This is a genomic window from Phreatobacter aquiterrae (genome assembly GCF_053471285.1).
This window is the reverse complement of record NZ_JBJPHW010000011.1, coordinates 123,353-140,115: the sequence shown is the minus strand read 5'-3', so window position 1 is coordinate 140,115 and position 16,763 is coordinate 123,353. Positions and strand designations below refer to the sequence as shown.

General features: G+C 67.9%; 20 protein-coding genes. 9 read left to right on the top strand and 11 right to left on the bottom strand.

Going from position 1 to position 16,763, the window contains the following annotated elements; genetic code table 11:
• The first annotated feature begins 39 nt into the window (after positions 1 to 39).
• The 4 genes from ispH to ACJ4V0_RS17005 all read left to right on the top strand — a co-directional run bounded on the left by ispH (position 40) and on the right by ACJ4V0_RS17005 (position 3,032).
• Positions 40 to 1,002 carry a 4-hydroxy-3-methylbut-2-enyl diphosphate reductase gene (ispH, locus tag ACJ4V0_RS17020; RefSeq protein ID WP_448300823.1) on the top strand — a complete coding sequence of 321 codons (963 nt, stop codon included), beginning with the start codon at positions 40 to 42 and terminating at the stop codon, positions 1,000 to 1,002.
• Positions 1,003 to 1,013: 11 nt separating this feature from the next.
• A complete protein-coding gene (locus ACJ4V0_RS17015; protein ID WP_448300788.1) occupies positions 1,014 to 1,976 on the top strand; it encodes a homoserine kinase in 963 nt (320 codons plus the stop codon).
• Complete coding sequence (gene rnhA / locus ACJ4V0_RS17010; protein ID WP_448300787.1) at positions 1,973 to 2,443, top strand: ribonuclease HI; 471 nt, start codon at positions 1,973 to 1,975, stop codon at positions 2,441 to 2,443. The genes ACJ4V0_RS17015 and rnhA overlap by 4 nt, the downstream gene beginning before the upstream one ends.
• A gap of 85 nt (positions 2,444 to 2,528) precedes the next feature.
• Positions 2,529 to 3,032, top strand: coding sequence for a cupin domain-containing protein (locus tag ACJ4V0_RS17005; protein ID WP_448300786.1), 504 nt, complete (start codon positions 2,529 to 2,531; stop codon positions 3,030 to 3,032).
• Positions 3,033 to 3,068: 36 nt separating this feature from the next.
• Here ACJ4V0_RS17005 and ACJ4V0_RS17000 read toward each other — a convergent pair whose 3' ends face one another.
• Both ACJ4V0_RS17000 and ACJ4V0_RS16995 read right to left on the bottom strand, forming a co-directional pair.
• Positions 3,069 to 3,554 (bottom strand): peroxiredoxin, encoded by a 486-nt coding sequence (locus tag ACJ4V0_RS17000; RefSeq protein ID WP_448300785.1) that lies wholly within the window; start codon positions 3,552 to 3,554, stop codon positions 3,069 to 3,071.
• 100 nt (positions 3,555 to 3,654) lie between these two features.
• Positions 3,655 to 4,512: a protein-disulfide reductase DsbD domain-containing protein gene (locus ACJ4V0_RS16995; RefSeq protein ID WP_448300784.1), complete on the bottom strand. Its 858-nt coding sequence runs from the start codon at positions 4,510 to 4,512 to the stop codon at positions 3,655 to 3,657.
• An 84-nt stretch (positions 4,513 to 4,596) separates the two neighbouring features.
• Between ACJ4V0_RS16995 and ACJ4V0_RS16990 the strand changes: the two genes are divergently transcribed.
• Both ACJ4V0_RS16990 and pyk read left to right on the top strand, forming a co-directional pair.
• Positions 4,597 to 5,214: a YqgE/AlgH family protein gene (locus tag ACJ4V0_RS16990; RefSeq protein ID WP_448300783.1), complete on the top strand. Its 618-nt coding sequence runs from the start codon at positions 4,597 to 4,599 to the stop codon at positions 5,212 to 5,214.
• A gap of 136 nt (positions 5,215 to 5,350) precedes the next feature.
• Positions 5,351 to 6,784, top strand: coding sequence for a pyruvate kinase (gene pyk, locus ACJ4V0_RS16985; RefSeq protein ID WP_448300782.1), 1,434 nt, complete (start codon positions 5,351 to 5,353; stop codon positions 6,782 to 6,784).
• On the opposite strand, the gene ACJ4V0_RS16980 is transcribed toward pyk, so the two are convergent.
• The 3 genes from ACJ4V0_RS16980 to ykgO all read right to left on the bottom strand — a co-directional run bounded on the left by ACJ4V0_RS16980 (position 6,781) and on the right by ykgO (position 8,622).
• Positions 6,781 to 7,728, bottom strand: a complete 948-nt coding sequence (locus ACJ4V0_RS16980) for an alpha/beta fold hydrolase (RefSeq protein WP_448300781.1) — start codon at positions 7,726 to 7,728, stop codon at positions 6,781 to 6,783. The two genes, pyk and ACJ4V0_RS16980, sit on opposite strands and share 4 nt — an antisense overlap.
• 45 nt (positions 7,729 to 7,773) lie before the next feature.
• On the bottom strand, positions 7,774 to 8,367 hold the full coding sequence (locus ACJ4V0_RS16975) for a tetratricopeptide repeat protein (protein ID WP_448300780.1): 594 nt from the start codon (positions 8,365 to 8,367) through the stop codon (positions 7,774 to 7,776).
• Positions 8,368 to 8,496: 129 nt separating this feature from the next.
• Positions 8,497 to 8,622 (bottom strand): type B 50S ribosomal protein L36, encoded by a 126-nt coding sequence (ykgO, locus tag ACJ4V0_RS16970; protein ID WP_448300779.1) that lies wholly within the window; start codon positions 8,620 to 8,622, stop codon positions 8,497 to 8,499.
• A gap of 229 nt (positions 8,623 to 8,851) precedes the next feature.
• On the opposite strand from ykgO, the gene greA reads away from it, so the two are divergent.
• Positions 8,852 to 9,328 (top strand): transcription elongation factor GreA, encoded by a 477-nt coding sequence (greA, locus tag ACJ4V0_RS16965; RefSeq protein WP_448300778.1) that lies wholly within the window; start codon positions 8,852 to 8,854, stop codon positions 9,326 to 9,328.
• 5 nt (positions 9,329 to 9,333) lie between these two features.
• Here greA and ACJ4V0_RS16960 read toward each other — a convergent pair whose 3' ends face one another.
• Complete coding sequence (locus tag ACJ4V0_RS16960; protein ID WP_448300777.1) at positions 9,334 to 9,906, bottom strand: HutD/Ves family protein; 573 nt, start codon at positions 9,904 to 9,906, stop codon at positions 9,334 to 9,336.
• A gap of 7 nt (positions 9,907 to 9,913) precedes the next feature.
• Complete coding sequence (locus tag ACJ4V0_RS16955) at positions 9,914 to 11,014, bottom strand: TRAP transporter substrate-binding protein (protein ID WP_448300776.1); 1,101 nt, start codon at positions 11,012 to 11,014, stop codon at positions 9,914 to 9,916.
• Between the two features lie 129 nt (positions 11,015 to 11,143).
• Between ACJ4V0_RS16955 and ACJ4V0_RS16950 the strand changes: the two genes are divergently transcribed.
• A complete protein-coding gene (locus ACJ4V0_RS16950) occupies positions 11,144 to 12,742 on the top strand; it encodes a peptide chain release factor 3 (protein WP_448300775.1) in 1,599 nt (532 codons plus the stop codon).
• Here the strand turns inward: ACJ4V0_RS16950 and ACJ4V0_RS16945 are convergent.
• The 4 genes from ACJ4V0_RS16945 to ACJ4V0_RS16930 all read right to left on the bottom strand — a co-directional run bounded on the left by ACJ4V0_RS16945 (position 12,724) and on the right by ACJ4V0_RS16930 (position 16,276).
• Positions 12,724 to 13,440, bottom strand: a complete 717-nt coding sequence (locus ACJ4V0_RS16945) for a lipase (RefSeq protein WP_448300774.1) — start codon at positions 13,438 to 13,440, stop codon at positions 12,724 to 12,726. The two genes, ACJ4V0_RS16950 and ACJ4V0_RS16945, sit on opposite strands and share 19 nt — an antisense overlap.
• Positions 13,441 to 13,664: 224 nt before the next feature.
• Positions 13,665 to 14,324: a hypothetical protein gene (locus ACJ4V0_RS16940; RefSeq protein ID WP_448300773.1), complete on the bottom strand. Its 660-nt coding sequence runs from the start codon at positions 14,322 to 14,324 to the stop codon at positions 13,665 to 13,667.
• 108 nt (positions 14,325 to 14,432) lie between these two features.
• A complete protein-coding gene (locus ACJ4V0_RS16935) occupies positions 14,433 to 15,029 on the bottom strand; it encodes a protein-S-isoprenylcysteine O-methyltransferase (protein WP_448300772.1) in 597 nt (198 codons plus the stop codon).
• The gene (locus ACJ4V0_RS16930; protein ID WP_448300771.1) at positions 15,026 to 16,276 is read right to left on the bottom strand and encodes a hypothetical protein; all 1,251 of its coding nucleotides are present in this window, start codon (positions 16,274 to 16,276) and stop codon (positions 15,026 to 15,028) included. Before ACJ4V0_RS16930 ends, ACJ4V0_RS16935 begins: the two co-directional genes overlap by 4 nt.
• A 175-nt stretch (positions 16,277 to 16,451) precedes the next feature.
• On the opposite strand from ACJ4V0_RS16930, the gene ACJ4V0_RS16925 reads away from it, so the two are divergent.
• Complete coding sequence (locus tag ACJ4V0_RS16925; protein ID WP_448300770.1) at positions 16,452 to 16,745, top strand: hypothetical protein; 294 nt, start codon at positions 16,452 to 16,454, stop codon at positions 16,743 to 16,745.
• Positions 16,746 to 16,763: the final 18 nt, after the last annotated feature.

The window sequence follows — 16,763 nt, the reverse complement described above, 5'->3', positions numbered from 1 at the left end:
CCCGTTCCCCCGAAACCGGGCCGTGCCGATCCGGAGAGCCTGTTGTCCAAGCCCCCGCTGAAAGTCCTGCTCTGCTCACCGCGCGGCTTCTGCGCCGGCGTGGTGCGCGCCATCGACGCGGTCGAGCAGGCGCTGAAGATCTACGGCCCGCCGGTCTATGTGCGGCACGAGATCGTCCACAACCGCTTCGTCGTCGATGGGCTCAAGGCCAAGGGCGCGATCTTCGTCGAGGAGCTGGACGAGATCCCGGACACCGATGCTCCCGTCATCTTCTCCGCCCACGGCGTGCCGAAATCGGTACCGGTCGAGGCCCAGAACCGCAATTTCCTCGCCATCGACGCTACCTGCCCGCTCGTCACCAAGGTGCATCGCGAGGCTGAGATCCACCACAAGCGCGGCCGGGAGGTTGTCCTTGTCGGCCACGCCCGTCACCCGGAAGTGGTTGGCACGATGGGCCAGCTCCCGGCCGGGGCGGTCACTCTGGTCGAGACGCTCGACGACGCGCGGGCCTTCGTGCCGCTCGACGAGCAGGCTCTCGCCTTCGTCACCCAGACGACCCTCTCGGTCGATGACACGCGCGAGATCGTCGACTATCTGCGCGCCCGCTTCCCGGCCATCGTCGGCCCGCACAGGGAAGACATCTGCTATGCGACGACCAACCGCCAGGAGGCGGTGAAGCGCGTCGCTCCGCAGGTGGAGGCCATGATCGTGGTGGGTGCCCCCAACTCGTCCAACTCGCAGCGTCTGCGCGAGGTGGCCGAGCGCGAGGGCTGCCGCATCTCCGAACTCGTGCAGCGCGCCGCAGACATCGACTGGACGCGCTTCGGCGGCATTGCCTCGCTCGGCATCTCCGCCGGCGCATCGGCTCCGGAAGTCCTCGTCGAGGAGATCATCGAGGCCTTCGCCGCGCGCTACGAAGTCTTGGTCGAGACCGTCTCCACCGCCGACGAGAGCGTCTTCTTCCCCCTGCCCCGCCAGCTGCGCCCCGACGCGGCCGCCTGAAAGACCGATTCATGGCCGTCTATACCGACGTCACCGCCGAGGATCTGTCGGCCCACCTCGCGCGCTACGACATCGGCGAACTGCTCTCGTTCAAGGGCATTGCCGAGGGCGTCGAGAACTCGAACTTCCTGCTCCACACCACCCGCGGCGCGTTCATCCTGACGCTCTACGAAAAGCGCGTCGATCCGGCCGACCTGCCCTTCTTCATCGGCCTGATGGAGCACCTCGCCGCCCGCGGCCTCACCTGCCCGCAGCCTGTGCGAATGACGTCCGGCGAGACGCTCGGGGAGCTCGCCGGCCGGCCCGCCGCCATCGTCACCTTCCTTGAGGGCATGTGGATCCGCCGCCCGCAGGTGCATCATTGCGCCGCCGTGGGCCGGGCGCTGGCGCAACTCCACATGGCCGGACAGGGCTTTGAGCTCACCCGGCTCAACGCGCTCTCCGTGCCCGGCTGGCGGCCGCTCTATGAGCAGGCGAAGGACCGCGCCGACAACGTCGCGCCGAACCTGGCCGCGACCATCGCCGCCGAACTGGAACACTGCGAGGCAAACTGGCCGACGAACCTGCCGACCGGCGTCATCCATGCCGACCTGTTTAACGACAACGTCTTCTTCCTGCAGAACCAGCTGTCAGGTCTCATCGACTTCTACTTCGCCTGCAACGACATCCTCGCCTACGACCTCGCGATCTGCCTCAACGCCTGGTGCTTCTCGCCGGACTACGAGTTCGACTTCGCCAAGGGGTCGGCGATGATCGCCGCCTACCAGTCGGTCCGGCCGCTGAACGATGGGGAAAAGGTGGCGCTGCCGCTGCTGGCGCGCGGCTCGGCCCTGCGCTTCCTGCTGACACGGCTCGTCGACTGGCTGAATGTTCCGCCCGGCGCCGTGGTAACGCCGAAGGACCCGCTCGAGTATCTGAAGAAGCTCCGCTTTCACCAGAAGGTCGGGTCGCCGACCGAGTATGGCCTCGCATGAACAGCCTCGTGAAACCGGCACCCCGCCGCGTCGAGGTCTTCACCGACGGCGCCTGCTCGGGAAACCCCGGCCCGGGCGGCTGGGGGGCGATCCTGCGCTACGGCGACACCGTGCGGGAGCTGAACGGCGGCGAGCCGGTCACCACCAACAACCGCATGGAACTGCTCGCGGCCATCAATGCGCTGGAGGCGCTGAAACGCCCGTCGCATGTCGACCTCCATACCGACAGCCAGTACGTCAAGAACGGCATCATGAACTGGATCCACGGCTGGAAGCGCAACGGCTGGAAGACCGCCGACAAGAAGCCGGTGAAGAACGCCGACCTCTGGCAGCGGCTCGACGACGTCGCGGACCTGCACCAGGTCACCTGGCACTGGGTGAAGGGCCATGCCGGCCACCCCGAGAACGAGCGCGCCGACGAACTCGCCCGCGAGGGCATGGCGCCGTTCAAGCCCGGAAAAATCTGATCACGCCGGCGTGAGAGGCGGCAAGGCTTTTGCGAAGTCGCTGTTCAACCGGGCCAGGCGTCCCGGAGTGAAACAGGAGACGACCATGAGCCGGCCGCCTTTCTCTGCCGCAAGCCTCGCCAGCCTCGACCTCGACCCGGCCCCGATCCGCCCCGAATGGATTCTCGAGGGTCGCCCCGCCGCCCGATGCCGCCACTGGTCGGATTCCTCCGACGGCACCACCTGCGCCATGGTCTGGGACTGCACAGCCGGCAGGTTCCGCTGGTTCTTCGGTGGCGACGAGATCGTCCACATCATCGAGGGCGAGGTGATCGTCTCCGGCGAGGGTGTGCCGGAGCGCACCCTGCGGCCCGGCGACGCCGCTCTGTTCCGCGCCGGGACATGGGCGACCTGGCACGTCCCGCACTATGTCCGCAAACATGCCATCTGTCGCGACAGCCTGCCGGTAGCCATCACTTTCCCGCTGAGGGCCACACGCAGGGTCGCGCGCGCGGTCCACAGGATCAGGGACGGCATCGCCGCCCGTATTGCCGGCTCGGCGGGCCACCAGAGCGCCCCGCTGGCGCTGGCGCTGGTGCTCGCCGTCTGACCCGGCCGCGCAACGCGCGGCCGCGCCAGCATATCCTCAGAGCTGCTTGATGAGGGTGTCGGCGCCCGAAACGTCGGCCTTGCCCGGTGCGTCCTCGACATTCAGCGAAGCCACGACACCGTCCTTGACAATCATCGAATAGCGCTTGGTGCGCATGCCCATGCCGAAGGAGGACATGTCGTTCTCCAGGCCCACGGCCTTGGCGAAATCGGCGCTGCCGTCGGCGAGGATGCCGACCTTGTCCACGGCACCGGACGCCTTCTGCCAGGCGTCGAGCACGAAGACGTCGTTGGTCGAGGTCACGTAGATGGCATCGACGCCCTTCGCCTTGATCGCCTCGGCGTTGGTCACGAAGCCCGGCAGGTGGTTCTTGTGGCAGGTCGGCGTGAAGGCGCCCGGCACGGCGAACAGGACGACGGTCTTGCCGGCAAAGATTTCCGCGGTGGTACGGGCGGCCGGGCCATCCGCTGTCATGGTGCGGAAGGTGGCTTCCGGCAGCTTTTCGCCAACCTGGATCGTCATGGGGGAACTCCTCGATGGGTGGTGTTGATTGAGCCGCGGTGCTTGTCGCGCTCCAATGCGAGCAACACTTAGAGCGTCACCCGGCCGGCGTCGAGGGACCTCATTCGGGCTTCAGCCGAGCTTCCAGAGCGCGATCTCCTGACACCAGCGTGAAGGTCAGGACCTGGCCGAGCGGCTCGACGCCGCGCGGAGCGCCGTCCATCACCAGTCGGAAACGCCGCTCTGCCCCGGTCGCGTCGATGGCCTCAGGCAGAGGCAGCACCCAGCGGGCGTCCGGCCCCTCGACGAAAAGATCAGCCTTTGCGGCAGGATCGACCCGCGCCGCCAGCGTCACCACCGGGTGCTCGCCGCTGCGTTCCACCGCGGCGATCGACAGGCCGAGCCCCTCGACCTCGGATCGGGGAACCCGTGCCTCGAAGCCCGCCAGGAGCGAGGCCAGTTCCGGGTCCGCCGGCGCTGCGGACAGGACGAGCGAACCCTCGCCCTTCGCGGGAATGCAGATCTGGTCGCAGACGGCATAGTCGAGCTTCATCACCAGGCGTACCCGGCGCCGCGGATCGCGCGGCGTCACCTGCACCGGAAAGATGACGGCCGTCTTGTAGCCGATGGAATATCCGCCCCCGTCGGGAAAGCGCACCGGCGCCGGCCAGGACAGCGTCACGTCCGCGACATTGTCGGAGGCCGACCAGTCGAAGGTGGGCGGAACCCCCGAATCGCCCGGCGTGCGCCAGTAGGTCTTGGTTCCGGGATCAAGGACGATATGGACCCCTGCCCTGTGGACCGTGCCGTCGAAGCCTCCGCGGATGAGCCTGACCGCCGATTTCGAATCGCGCGCCCAGGGCGACGCCGACGCGCCTGCGACGGCAGGGCTGGCTGCCGCCGCCAGCGCAAGGACAGAGACGAAGACGCGGCGATCGATCATCACCGCCATGTAGGGCCCGGAACCCGTCTTGGCCACTGACGTTCCGTTGAAGACGCCGCGACGGGGCCCCACATAAGCTGCACAGGTGGCATTCCGCCCCGTTCCGGGTTAGCGTGACGCATGGCAGCAAAACCTCGAAGCGGCGGGCGCGACAGCCTCCGCGGCTATCTCGACGGACAGATTCTCATCGCGATGCCGACCATGCGCGACGAACGGTTTTCGCGCACCGTCATCTACATGTGCGCCCATTCCTCCGATGGCGCGATGGGTATCGTGATCAACCAGAACGCCACCAATCTGGCCTTCTCCGATCTCCTCGTTCAACTCGACATCATTCCCGAATCGCGGAAGATCCTGCTCCCGGAACGGGTGGATTCAATTCGTGTCCTGCGCGGCGGGCCGGTCGAGACGGGCCGGGGCTTCGTGCTGCATTCGTCGGACTTCTTCATCGAGAACTCGACCCTGCCGATCGACGAGGGCGTGTGCCTTACCGCCACCCTCGACATCCTGAAGGCACTGGCGACAGGCGACGGACCGTCCAACGCGGTCCTGGCGCTCGGCTATGCCGGCTGGGGCGCCGGCCAGTTGGAGAACGAAATCCAGGCCAACGGCTGGTTGCATTGCCCCGCCGATTCTGACCTGATCTTCGGCCCGGACGTGGAGACGAAATACGAGCGGGCCATGCGCAAGATCGGCATCGATCCCGCCATGCTGTCGAGCGAGTCGGGCCACGCCTGAAACCCATGTGACGTCGCCGAATGACCCGACGCCCGCCGTCGGCGCGCGTCGACTGAAAGGGACAGGAACCTCCCTTCCCCCTCGCGGCGCTCGCTCAAAACGGTTTAGGATCGCCGTCAGGGAGAAACCAATCACCATGCGACGCCAGCGCCGGACCAAGATTCTCGCCACCCTCGGACCGGCCTCGTCGAGCCGCGAGCAGATTGCCGCCCTGTTCACCGCGGGCGCCGACGTCTTCCGCATCAACATGAGCCACACGCCGCACGACAAGCTGCGCGAGTTCGTCGAGACCATCCGCTCCATCGAGCACGAGGAACAGCGGCCGATCGGCATCCTCGCCGACCTCCAGGGCCCCAAGCTGCGCGTCGGCACCTTCAAGGACGGACCCGTGACGCTGGCGAACGGGGCGGCCTTTGTTCTCGACTCGGACAAGAAGCCCGGCGATTCCACCCGCGTCCACCTGCCCCATCCGGAGATCCTCGCGGCGCTGGAGCCGGGACATCGCCTGATCCTCGACGATGGCAAGGTGACGCTCACCGCCGAGCACTGCACGCCGAAGCGGGCCGAATGCCGTGTCGTCGTCGGCGGCAAGCTGTCGGATCGCAAGGGCGTCAGCCTGCCCGATACGACGCTGCCCGTCTCCGCCCTCACCGACAAGGACCGCTCCGACCTCGACGCCGCCCTCAATGCCGGCGTCGACTGGATCGCCGTCTCCTTCGTCCAGCGCCCCGAGGATGTCGCCGAGGTGAAGAAGGTGGCCATGGGCCGTGCTGCGGTCATGGCCAAGATCGAGAAGCCGCAGGCGGTCACCCGCCTTGCCGAGATCATGGACATCGCCGACGCCCTGATGGTGGCGCGCGGCGATCTCGGCGTCGAGATGCCCATGGCCAAGGTGCCTGGCATCCAGAAGCAGATCACCCGCCAGGCCCGGCGCACCGGCAAGCCGGTGGTCGTCGCCACCCAGATGCTGGAGAGCATGATCACCGCGCCCGTGCCGACGCGCGCCGAGGTCTCGGATGTGGCGACTGCCGTGTTCGAGGGCGCGGACGCGATCATGCTGTCGGCGGAGAGCGCCGCGGGCCAATATCCCGTCGAGGCCGTGGCGATGATGAATCGCATCGCCGAGGAGGTGGAGGCCGATCCGACCTATCGCTCAGTCATCCAGGGTCAGCGCGCCGAGCCGGAGGCCACCGGCGCCGACGCCATCGCGCTCGCCGCGCGCGACATCGCCGAGACGCTCGACCTCTCCGCCATCGTCTGCTGGACCTCGTCCGGCTCCACGGCGCTGCGCGTCGCGCGCGAGCGGCCGAAGCCGATCACCATCGCCTTGACCCCGAAGATCGCCACGGGGCGCCGTCTGGCGCTTCTCTGGGGCGTTCATTGCGTCGTCACTCAGGACGCTCGCGACCTCGACGACATGGTCAGCCGCGCCTGCCGCTTCGCCTTCAAGGACGGTTTCGCCAAGCCGGGCCAGCGCATCATCGTGGTGGCCGGCGTTCCGCTCGGCACACCGGGTGCGACAAACATGCTGCGCATCGCATTCGTCGGCTCCGACGAGGTCGACGTCTAGGTCGCTGTCGCCTGCAGCGTCGCAATCTCCGCCACCACCAGGTCGGGATCGGCGTGGTGAGGTCCATGGCCGACACCGGGCAGGATCACGAGCTTGGCCCGCGGAATGTCGCGCGCGAGACCCACCGAGTGGAGATGGGTCCACACGACGCTGTCGCTGTCGCCCGAGATCACCGTGACGGGGCAGGCGATGTCGCCATAGAGCGGGGATTGCGCGCGCACCTGACCGAGCAGACCGGCCACGTCCTCGGCGTTGGCCATGAACTGTGCGGGCCTCAGCACCAGAGGGATGCCGGCCTCCTCCACATAGCGGTCCTCGACCGATTGTGGCGCGAAGACCCCCGTGATGCTCCGCCGCATCCAGGCTTCCCCGACGGGCAGGGCCAGGGTCCACGAGAATAGCGGTCCGAGGACGGGGCTCGCAGCCAGCCGGTAGTACCAGTGAACGCCGCCCGGCCAGGGATGGGTCGCGGGCGCGAGAAGGACGAGACCGGCGATGCGATCGCCATGGTCGAGGGCCAGCCGGCAGGCGAGCGCCCCGGCCCAGGAATGGGCCACGATGACGGCGCGGCCGATCCCCGCATGATCGAGAACGTCGATGATCGCGCCGGCCTGATGGTCGAGCCTCGCGGCCTCCCGGCCGGCGCGGCGTTCGCTGTGGCCGTGGCCCGGACGATCGAGGAACAGGGTCCGGCCAAGGGCTGCCCGCCTGTCCTCCAGCGCCGGACGCCACGCCCGGACAGACCCGCTGGCGCCGTGCAGGAACACCGCCGGCACGGCTCCCTCCCCTTCGTCGACGACGTGAAGGGCGCCGGCCCTCGTGGGCGCGAACCGGCCCTCGGGCGGGAAGGCGCGGGTGATGGCGCGCGAGCGCATCGCCGTCCAGCCGGCGAGGAGTGCGGGCACGGCGGCGGCGGCGACAAGGGGTGCGATCAGGCCGACCATGGATGGTCTACGCCCGGTGCGGCGCAATGGATCGGGAGACGGACGTCAAAGCTCGACGCCGTCGACCTTCGGTTGCAGCCGCAGGATGATCTGCGGCACCCGTTCGATGTGCGGGTTGATCTCCATGGCCCGGTTGAAGGCCGCAAGGGCCTGTTTGTCCTGGCCGAGTTGCTGCAGCATCATGCCGAGGCCGACCATCGCGCCGAAATGCCGTGGCTCGAGCCGCAGGACGTTCTCGATGTCGGTGATGGCGCGCCCGATTTCGCGGCGGGCGAAATAGAGGGTGGCGCGCCGGCTCCAGGCCTCGACATAGTCGGGGTACATGTCGATGACCGCATCGAGGAGAGACAGCGCCAGATCGGCCTGTCGCTGCTGTACCGCCTGCTGGGCACGGACCATCAGGAGGTCGGCGGTGGGTGAACCCGACTGCGCCAGCAGCATGGTGATCTGCGCCTCGAACACGCGCGCCTGTCGCGGCCCCTCCGCCTCGCGCAGGCGGGAGTAGAGCTCGTCGAGGCGGCGTGCGCGTTCCGATGCGAGAGAGGGCGGCGTGGCGTTGGCGGCAGGAGGAGCCGCTTCGGCAGCCGGCGGCACGGGTCCCGTCACCTGCGCGTGGGCAGGCGGGGCGAACATGGCCATCAGGCAAAAGAAAACCGCCGCGCGAGTCATGTCCCGAACGTGGGGCATGAGACGGCGACGGTCAATGTCGGGACGATGACAGGCGCGTGAGCCCCTGCCTCCCGATACGGCTGCTAGAAGCAGCCGCTCTCAGCCCTGGCGCGCCTTGTAGCGCTTCTGGACCTTGTTGATCACGTAGACGCGGCCCTTGCGGCGCACGATCTGGTTGTCGCGATGGCGACCACGCAGAGACTTCAGCGAATTGCGGACCTTCATGGCGGCGATCCTTGGAGGGAACGAGCACCGACGATCGGAGAACCCGACGGACGACGCGTCGAAGAAGAGAAGGCGCGGGCTATACGTGCCCGGGCGCGGGGTGTCAAGGTTGCAGGCGCCGGAACAAGCCGCCATCTAGGTGGTCCGTGCCGTGCGGCGTCACGGCCCGTGCGCATCGTCCGCATCCACCATACCCTTCGCCAGATCGCAACAATAGGAGGCTGCCTTCATGAGCGTCGCCTTCACCAAGGAAAACGACCGGGACGGCACCGAGGCCAATCTCCAGGATCGTCCGATCTCGCAGCATCCCAATCTGGTGACGCCGCGCGGGCTCGCCCTGCTCGCGGCGGCGCTGGAAGCCGCCAGGGCCGCGGTTCACGAGGCCCGCGCCGCCGGGGAGGATGCCACCGGTCTAGCCCTGGCCCGCGCCAGCCGCGACTTTCGCTATTTCTCGGCACGTCACGCTAGCGCCCAGTTGGTTGATCCACCGCCTGCCGACGGCAAGGTGCATTTCGGCAGCCGCGTCACGTTCGACCGCGACGATGGTCGCCGCCAGACCTTCCAGATCGTCGGCGAGGACGAGGCCGAGCCCTCACAGGGCACCATCTCCTATGTCTCGCCGGTCGCCCGCGCGCTGATGGGCAGGCAGGTCGGGGATGTGGCGGTGGTGGCCGGCGGCGAGGTCGAGATCGTCGCGATCGGGTGAGGCGCTCAACCGCGGTCGATCGTCACCACGGCCGCCCGTCCGCCGATGGCCGACGAGATGGTGATGGCCGAAGCGCCTTCCACCTGCGCCGCCGCGCCCTGATGCACGATCACCGACGTTCCGTCGGCGGTCAGGCTCCAGGCCTCCTCCAGTGCATAGAGCACCAGGAGCCCGGCAGGAGGCACCGGTTCCTCGGCCGCGTGGCCGCGGCGGATGGAGACGTCGCCGGTCGCGGCACCATCCCGGGTCAGAAGGTTGAAGGCGGTGGCGCTCGCCCCGTCGCGCAGCCGGCAGAACGGCGCCGGTGCACCGGCGAAACGCGTCGGCTGGTCGCGGTCCACTGTGCGCGTGCCCTCTCCGGCAAAGTCGAGATGGACGCCCGGCCCCGCGACGATGGTGAAGGTGCGCGTCACGCCCTCGTAGTCGGAGAACGGCCCTTCCGCGAGGATGGCCGCCGTGCCGACGCGCCAGTCAACCTCGCCGTCGGCGCCGAAGCCGACAGCTATATCCGTGGCGGTGCCCCCGCCATTCTTCCAGGGGACGGTCTGGAAGGCGGCGGGATCGAGAAGGCGGATCATGCCGGCGTCACTGAGCGGTATAGGTGATGCCGCTGATCGGCGAGACGATCTGGTTGTAGATCTCGCCGCAGCGCGCGCCGCACCGCTTCACGAAGGCCGGAAGCACCACTTTCTGCATCGCCTCGCGCAACAGCGCCACGTCAGCCGGCGTCTCGCGGGTGATGGTCATGGGACGGTTGGTGACGACATGGCCGATCTTGCAGCCCGCCGCGTTGCCGGCATTGCACTGGATGCCGTCCTCGGTGAGTTCGGCGCCGAGCTTCCACTGGGCTTCCTCGACCTCGGTCATGTAGGCCTGCAGGAAATCGCGCACGGCCGGGTCCAGCCGGTTCCACCACGCAAGGTTCACCGCATAGGCGGCGACGCCCCACTGGATCGGCAGCGTGTAGAGATGACGCGTCACCTCGTACCAGCGCGCGCCGTTGCCGGTAGCCGTGCCGGTCACCGCGCAGTCGACGACGCCGCGCTCCAGCGCGCCGTAGACCTCCGGGAAGCCGATGGCGACCGGCTGGCCGCCGATGGACTGGATGAAGTCATTCTGCGAGCCGCCGGGGGTGCGCACGCGCCGGCCCTTGAGGTCGGCGAGGCTCGTCACCGGATCGCGGCAGAACAGCACCTGGCCGGGGAAGGGATAGAAGGCGACGATCTTGATGCCAACCCGCTCCAGCTCCTTGTTGAGCGTCGGCAGCATGGCATGGGCGATGCGCCGGCCCTGCTCGTGCGAGGGGTTTTGTCCCGACATGTCGATGATGTCGAGCAGGGGTACGTCGCCGGCCACCGTCGGCAAGGCGAGGCCGGCGAGGTCGATCTGCCCGGAGCGCAGCACGCGGATGAGGTCGGGACCGGTGAGGCTGCGCTCGGGCCAGCTCGCCAGCGTCACCCGGATGCGCCCGCCGGAACGCGTCGGCAGCGCCTCGCGCAGCATGGGGATGTCGACCCTAGTGTACTGGGGAATCGAGGGAGAGAGCTGCGTCACCATCTGGATGGCGATGGGTGGGCCCGGCGGCAGCGCCGGCGCCTGGGCCAGGGCAGGAGAAGCCATGCCGAGGCTTGCGGCCAAGGCGATCACGACACGCTTGGAGACAGAACGCTTGGACGACGAAACCATGAAGCCCTCCGGTGGTGGGGGAAGCCCACCCGAACGCCGACTATAGGACGCCCTGACGCAACGTCGAGCCCGCGCAATGCAGGGCTTCCCGCATTGACCCGGCATCGATCGCATGGCTAAACCCCGGCCATGAACGCTCCCCTTAGCCCGAACACGTCTGAGACCCCCGCCTCGCGCCGGCGCACCTTCGCCATCATCTCCCACCCCGACGCCGGCAAGACCACGCTGACGGAGAAGCTGCTGCTGTTCGGCGGCGCCATCCAGCTCGCCGGCGAAGTGCGGGCCAAGCAGGGCCGCCGCCAGACCTCCTCCGACTGGATGGCCATCGAGCGCCAGCGCGGCATCTCCGTCGTCACCTCGGTGATGACCTTCGAATATGGCGGCTGCGTCTTCAACCTGCTGGACACGCCGGGCCACGAGGACTTCTCCGAGGACACCTACCGCACCCTCACCGCGGTGGATTCCGCCATCATGGTCATCGACGGCGCCAAGGGCGTCGAGGACCGCACGCGCAAGCTCGTCGAGGTCTGCCGCCTGCGCGACATCCCGATCATCACCTTCGTCAACAAGATGGACCGCGAGAGCCGCGACCCCTTCGACCTGATGGACGATGTGGAAAAGGCGCTGGCCCTCGACACCGTGCCGATGACCTGGCCCATCGGGGTCGGCCGCGAATTCGCCGGCACCTACGACCTCGTCCACAATCACGTGCGCCGCATCGACCGTGACGAGGAGCCGATCAAGGTCAACGGACCCGAGGCCGCCATCTTCGACGAGATGCTGCCGATCGGCACCGAAGCCTGGCGCGAGAGCGCGCTGCTGGCCAAGGAGGGCGCCAAGCCTTTCGACCTCGACGCCTATCGCGAGGGCCACATGACGCCGGTCTATTTCGGCTCGGCCCTCCGGAACTTCGGCGTCCGTGACCTGATCGACGCGCTGATCGCCTATGCGCCGCCGCCGCGCGCGCAGGTCGCCGAGAGCCGCACCGTACTCGCCGACGAACCGAAGATGAGTGGCTTCGTCTTCAAGATCCAGGCGAACATGGACCCCAACCACCGCGACCGTATCGCCTTCCTGCGCGTCTGTTCGGGCAAACTGATGCGCGGCATGAAGGCCAAGCTGGTACGCACTGGCAAGCCGATGCCGCTCAACGCGCCGCAGTTCTTCTTCGCCAAGGATCGCCAGCTGGCGGAAGAGGCCTATGCCGGTGACATCGTCGGCATCCCGAACCATGGCACGCTGCGCATCGGCGACACGCTCACCGACGGCGAGGACATCGTCTTCAAGGGCGTGCCGAGCTTCGCGCCCGAGCAGCTCCGCCGCGTCAAGCTGAAGGATGCGATGAAGGCGAAGAAGCTGCGCGAGGCGCTGCAGCAGATGGGCGAGGAAGGCGTCGTCCAGCTCTTCGTGCCGAATGACGGTTCGCCGGCCATCGTCGGCGTCGTCGGCGCGCTGCAGCTCGACGTGCTTAAGGAGCGGCTGTCGGCGGAATACACCCTGCCCGTCGATTTCGATCCCTGCCAGTTCGCGGTCTGCCGCTGGATCACCTCGGACGACCCGGTGAAGCTGAACGCATTCATCGAGAGCCACGGATCATCAATGGCGCGCGATCTCGACGGCGCGCCGGTCTACATGGCCTCCAGCGCCTTCTCGCTGCGCTATGAGGAAGAGCGCGCGGCCGGCATCACCTTCTCCGACATCAAGGACTATCAGCGCGCCACGGCCTGACGGGCGCCGCGCCGCCCGTTGCCCACCGCCTGCCCCACCCAGGCGATCACCTGGGCATGGAGGCCAGCGTCCTTGTCGATGTTGAAGTGCGTGATGTTGCCGCGCTGGCTCAGGTCGATGTTCTCCAGCCTGCCACGGAAGCCCGGCGCTGCGCCGACCGCCGATCCCCAGCCGTTGTTGGACTGGAACAGGTTGACGTAGCGGCGCGTGCCCCCGGCCAGTTGCTGGCGCACCGTCGGATCGAAGGCGACCGAGAGCGCCACCGTGGCGCCCTGGCGCCCAACCTCGTTGGCGATGTCGGTGACCGCATTGGCGCCGAGCGAATGGCCGACGACCACCGCCTGGTGACGACCGCCCGACGCCCTCTGGTTGGTGACGATCTCGGCGGCGATGACGCTCCACGCGCCGTGTTCGTGAACGGTGGCGTTGTAGCCACGCTGGCGAAGCTTGACGCCGAGGTCATCCATGCCCTGCGAGAACACGTTGGCGAGGCCGCGGATGAGATAGATGCGCGGCGCGATCGCCTGCGCCGGGGCGCTGCGCGACGAGGCCGTCGACAACAGGTCGCCGCGGGCCATGGCCTCGCGCGCCATCTGGACGGTCGCGCCGCCCTCGCCGCTCGTCTGCGCCGTCGTCTGGCACCCTGCGAGCAGGAACCCCGAAAACGCCAGAGCCAGCACGCCGGCGCGCGATGACATGCCCATTGCCAACCTCAGCCTCTCAGAACCGTCTTCAAACGCAGCGGGACGCGTCGTGTTCCCTTTGCCTGCAGCGGGCAAACTGCCCCAGCGTGGTTAAGCCAAGCTGAAGACGAGGACGGGAAGCTGTCAACGCCGCGAGGCGGCGGAACGGCTGTCCCGTCCGCTGTCCCGGTGCGACTGTTGCGCGAATGCCGCGCCGGACGGACGCTCATGGAACGTTGCTACCGGGTGTCCGGCGCCGGAGGGTGGGCGACGATCCGTGCGATCGCCGTCATCACCCGCTCGTGAATCTGCGCGTCCCTGTCGATGGTGAAATGTGTGAGGTGGACCATGACCTTGAGATCGGTGTTCTCAACCCTGCTCTCCATCGCGGCGCTGGCCCGCACCACCCGGCCCCAGCCATTGTCGGACTGGTAGAAATTGATGAAGCGCCTGACGCCGCCGTTCACCTGCAGATCCACCGTCGGATCGAAGGTGACCGCGAGATCCACCTCGACATTGCGCCCGGCGAGGGTGTTGACCAGCGCGACAACGGAATTGGCGCCGAGGGAATGACCGACCACCACCGCGCGGCTCGCACCGCCCGAACGGCGCCTGTCGGACAGGATGGCGTTGGCGATCTCCTGCCAGTCACCATAGCCATGGACGCTGGCGCGATAGCCGCGGGCCGTGAGCTTGGCGGAGAGATGGTCGACGCCTTCGGACACCGTACGGGCGAGACCTCGCATCAGATAGACTTTGGGGGTCGTCAGATCGACGCCGTCCTGCGGCGCCGCTGCGGACGTCTGTCCCGGCAGGGATCGCGGCGCGGTGCCCGAGGCGCCGATCATCTCCATCGTCTGGCAGCCGGCCAGCATCGTCGCCAACGTGACCAGGATCACTCTGGCTGGTGAAAATGGACGCATGGACACTGTTCCCGCCGACACGCAGCCGAAGCCTGCAACACTGGCAGCGACCGGGGGCGAAAGAACGGCAGGGCCCGTCAAGAGTCAATGAATGAAGGGCACGATCCGCTTCGTTCGGGCTTCGTAGTCCGCATAATCCTGGCCGAAGGCGGACCGCATCAGGTCTTCTTCCCGGCCGACGCGGAACGCATAGAGAAGCCCGAAGCCGAGGAAGCCGGCAGGACCGGCGATCCAGTTCTGCAGCAGCAGCACCTGCGCCAGCGCCCACAGGAAGAACGCCGAATACATGGGGTGCCGGACAAGCCGATAGACGCCGTGGGTGACGAGCGTATGGCCCTCACGGAGCTCGAGCGTCTGCGACCAGTTCCGGCCGAGTTGCCGATGGGTCGCCAGGAACAGCGCCAGGGACAGTCCGAAGACGAGGCTGCCCGCCCACGCCATCAGCGGCGAGAACCCGTAGTCCGCGAAGGCGAGAAAGCCGAAGCGCGGCATCATGCAGTAGGCGATGGGAAGGATGCCGAGGCCGGCGAGCGAGACGAAGAGCAGGATGCGCTCCTGCGCGTCGACGGCGCTGACGTCGATGCGGTTCTTCCGCTTGTTCTTCACCTCGTGGGGAATGCGGATCGCCCCCCAGCCGACGACACCGATCAGGAAGATGATCTGGGCGAGTTGGCGGGTCATGGGCTGGCTGGGTCCTGGTCGAGGGGTGGAAAGGGCCTGGCCGCCCTGGCGAGCGAACCGTCCGGCCCAAGCGCCTCAGGCATGGCCTGCCCGTGCCGCACGATGTCGGCAAAGCGGAACGGCCCGCAGGCGATCATGTGGAAATCATAGGCGTAGCGCTGCTCGTTGCCCATGACATATTGGCGGTGGATGCGCAGCAGATTGCCGCGGAAGCGGCGCCAGGTTTCGGGCGAAAGCATGCGCGACAGCCGGATCGACTGGCGGACGGGCCTCGTCGCCGTCGTCAGGCCGAGCGCGTCGACAGTGTTGTTCTTGTAGAAGCAGATGAAGTCGACGTGGCTGTCATACTCGGCCCAGGTGATGGCCGGCTCGTCGGCGACACGCTGGACTGATTCGCGCAGCCAGGCCGCGGCCGGGTGGAGGGCGATCTTCAGTGTCGATGATCCAACGCCCGCAAGGCCGAGGGGAACCTTGCCCCTCGCAAGATCCGGCGTCTGCTGCAGCGCGAGTGCGACGGCGTGGAGCATCCAGACCGCGCCGAGGCTGTGGGCAACGACCACGACCTCGTCGACGTCGCCTTCCGCGACCCCCTCGGCGATCTCGCGGGCAAATTCTCGCGCACGCTCCGTGATGACCGGACGACGCTCGCGCATCATGTCACGGGCGAACACCCAGTCGCTCAGCATGTAGTCCATATGCAGGCGGCGGCCGGCGAGTTTCATCAGCCCCGCGAAGACGGTGGCGGCGACGATCAGGCGGATCCACGCGGCATCGGCAAGTCCGGCCCTTGCCCAAAGCAGCGATCCGCCCCACGCGAGCAGGGCGAAAACCACCAGCAGGACGAGGGGATAGCCGGCGAAGAACGAGTAGCGCCAGTAGGCTGCGGCATAGCGCCGGAAGGTGCCGGAAATGACGATGTCGGCCGCCGCGGCGAGATAGCGTGGCAGGCGGCGCCAGACCGGCAGTTCCATGTCCTGCGCCACGATGTCGTCCCAGCGCAGCAGCCGGATGTCGGTCTCGACGGTGAAGTCGGGGCCGCTCACCGTCGCAGCCCATAAGGCGACCGGGCGATCGGGCGCCTGCGCCATGGGGCTGACCGCAGCCGACAGCGACCATGTCTTCTCGAAGCGCCCGATCTCGCGCGCGAACCGGTGATGATGCGCCGAGGGCGGGAGCGGCTCGTAGCCGGTCAGGAGATAGGTTCGGCGCTTGCGAACGGGGTTGATTGCGGCCTCCCGGTCACGCACTTCAGGCAGCGAGTGTTGCCATGACCTTGCGTCGCTTGCCACATCGGGCCGCCCGCGCCAACCCGTCATTCCCGGCCGTTCGACCTTTGTCGACAGGCGCGCTATCATTGAGGTGCCCTGCTTCGCCCCGGGACCCGCGGCGAGACAGGCTCCCGTGAGGGCGAGGACCCGGCCGATGGGTGGCGACGACAGGCAACAAGGCGATCCGCGGCCGCTGCTTCTGCGGCGACCGCCGACGTGGAGCGTCGAGCACGGGCGCCAGAGCCCGGAACGCCCCGGCTTCAACGCCTGGGACGAGCGCGTGCGGATGCGCCAGAACGTCATCGCCGCCGTCGTCGTCGCGGTGCTCGGCCTTGCGACCTACTATGTGATGGTCGAACTGAGGGCGACGTCGCGGATACTCGCCTGCATCGAGGCGGGTCATCGCAACTGCGCCCAGCCCGTCATTCCCGGCAACGGCCACCGCTAAGGCGCCGGTCGGAAAGCG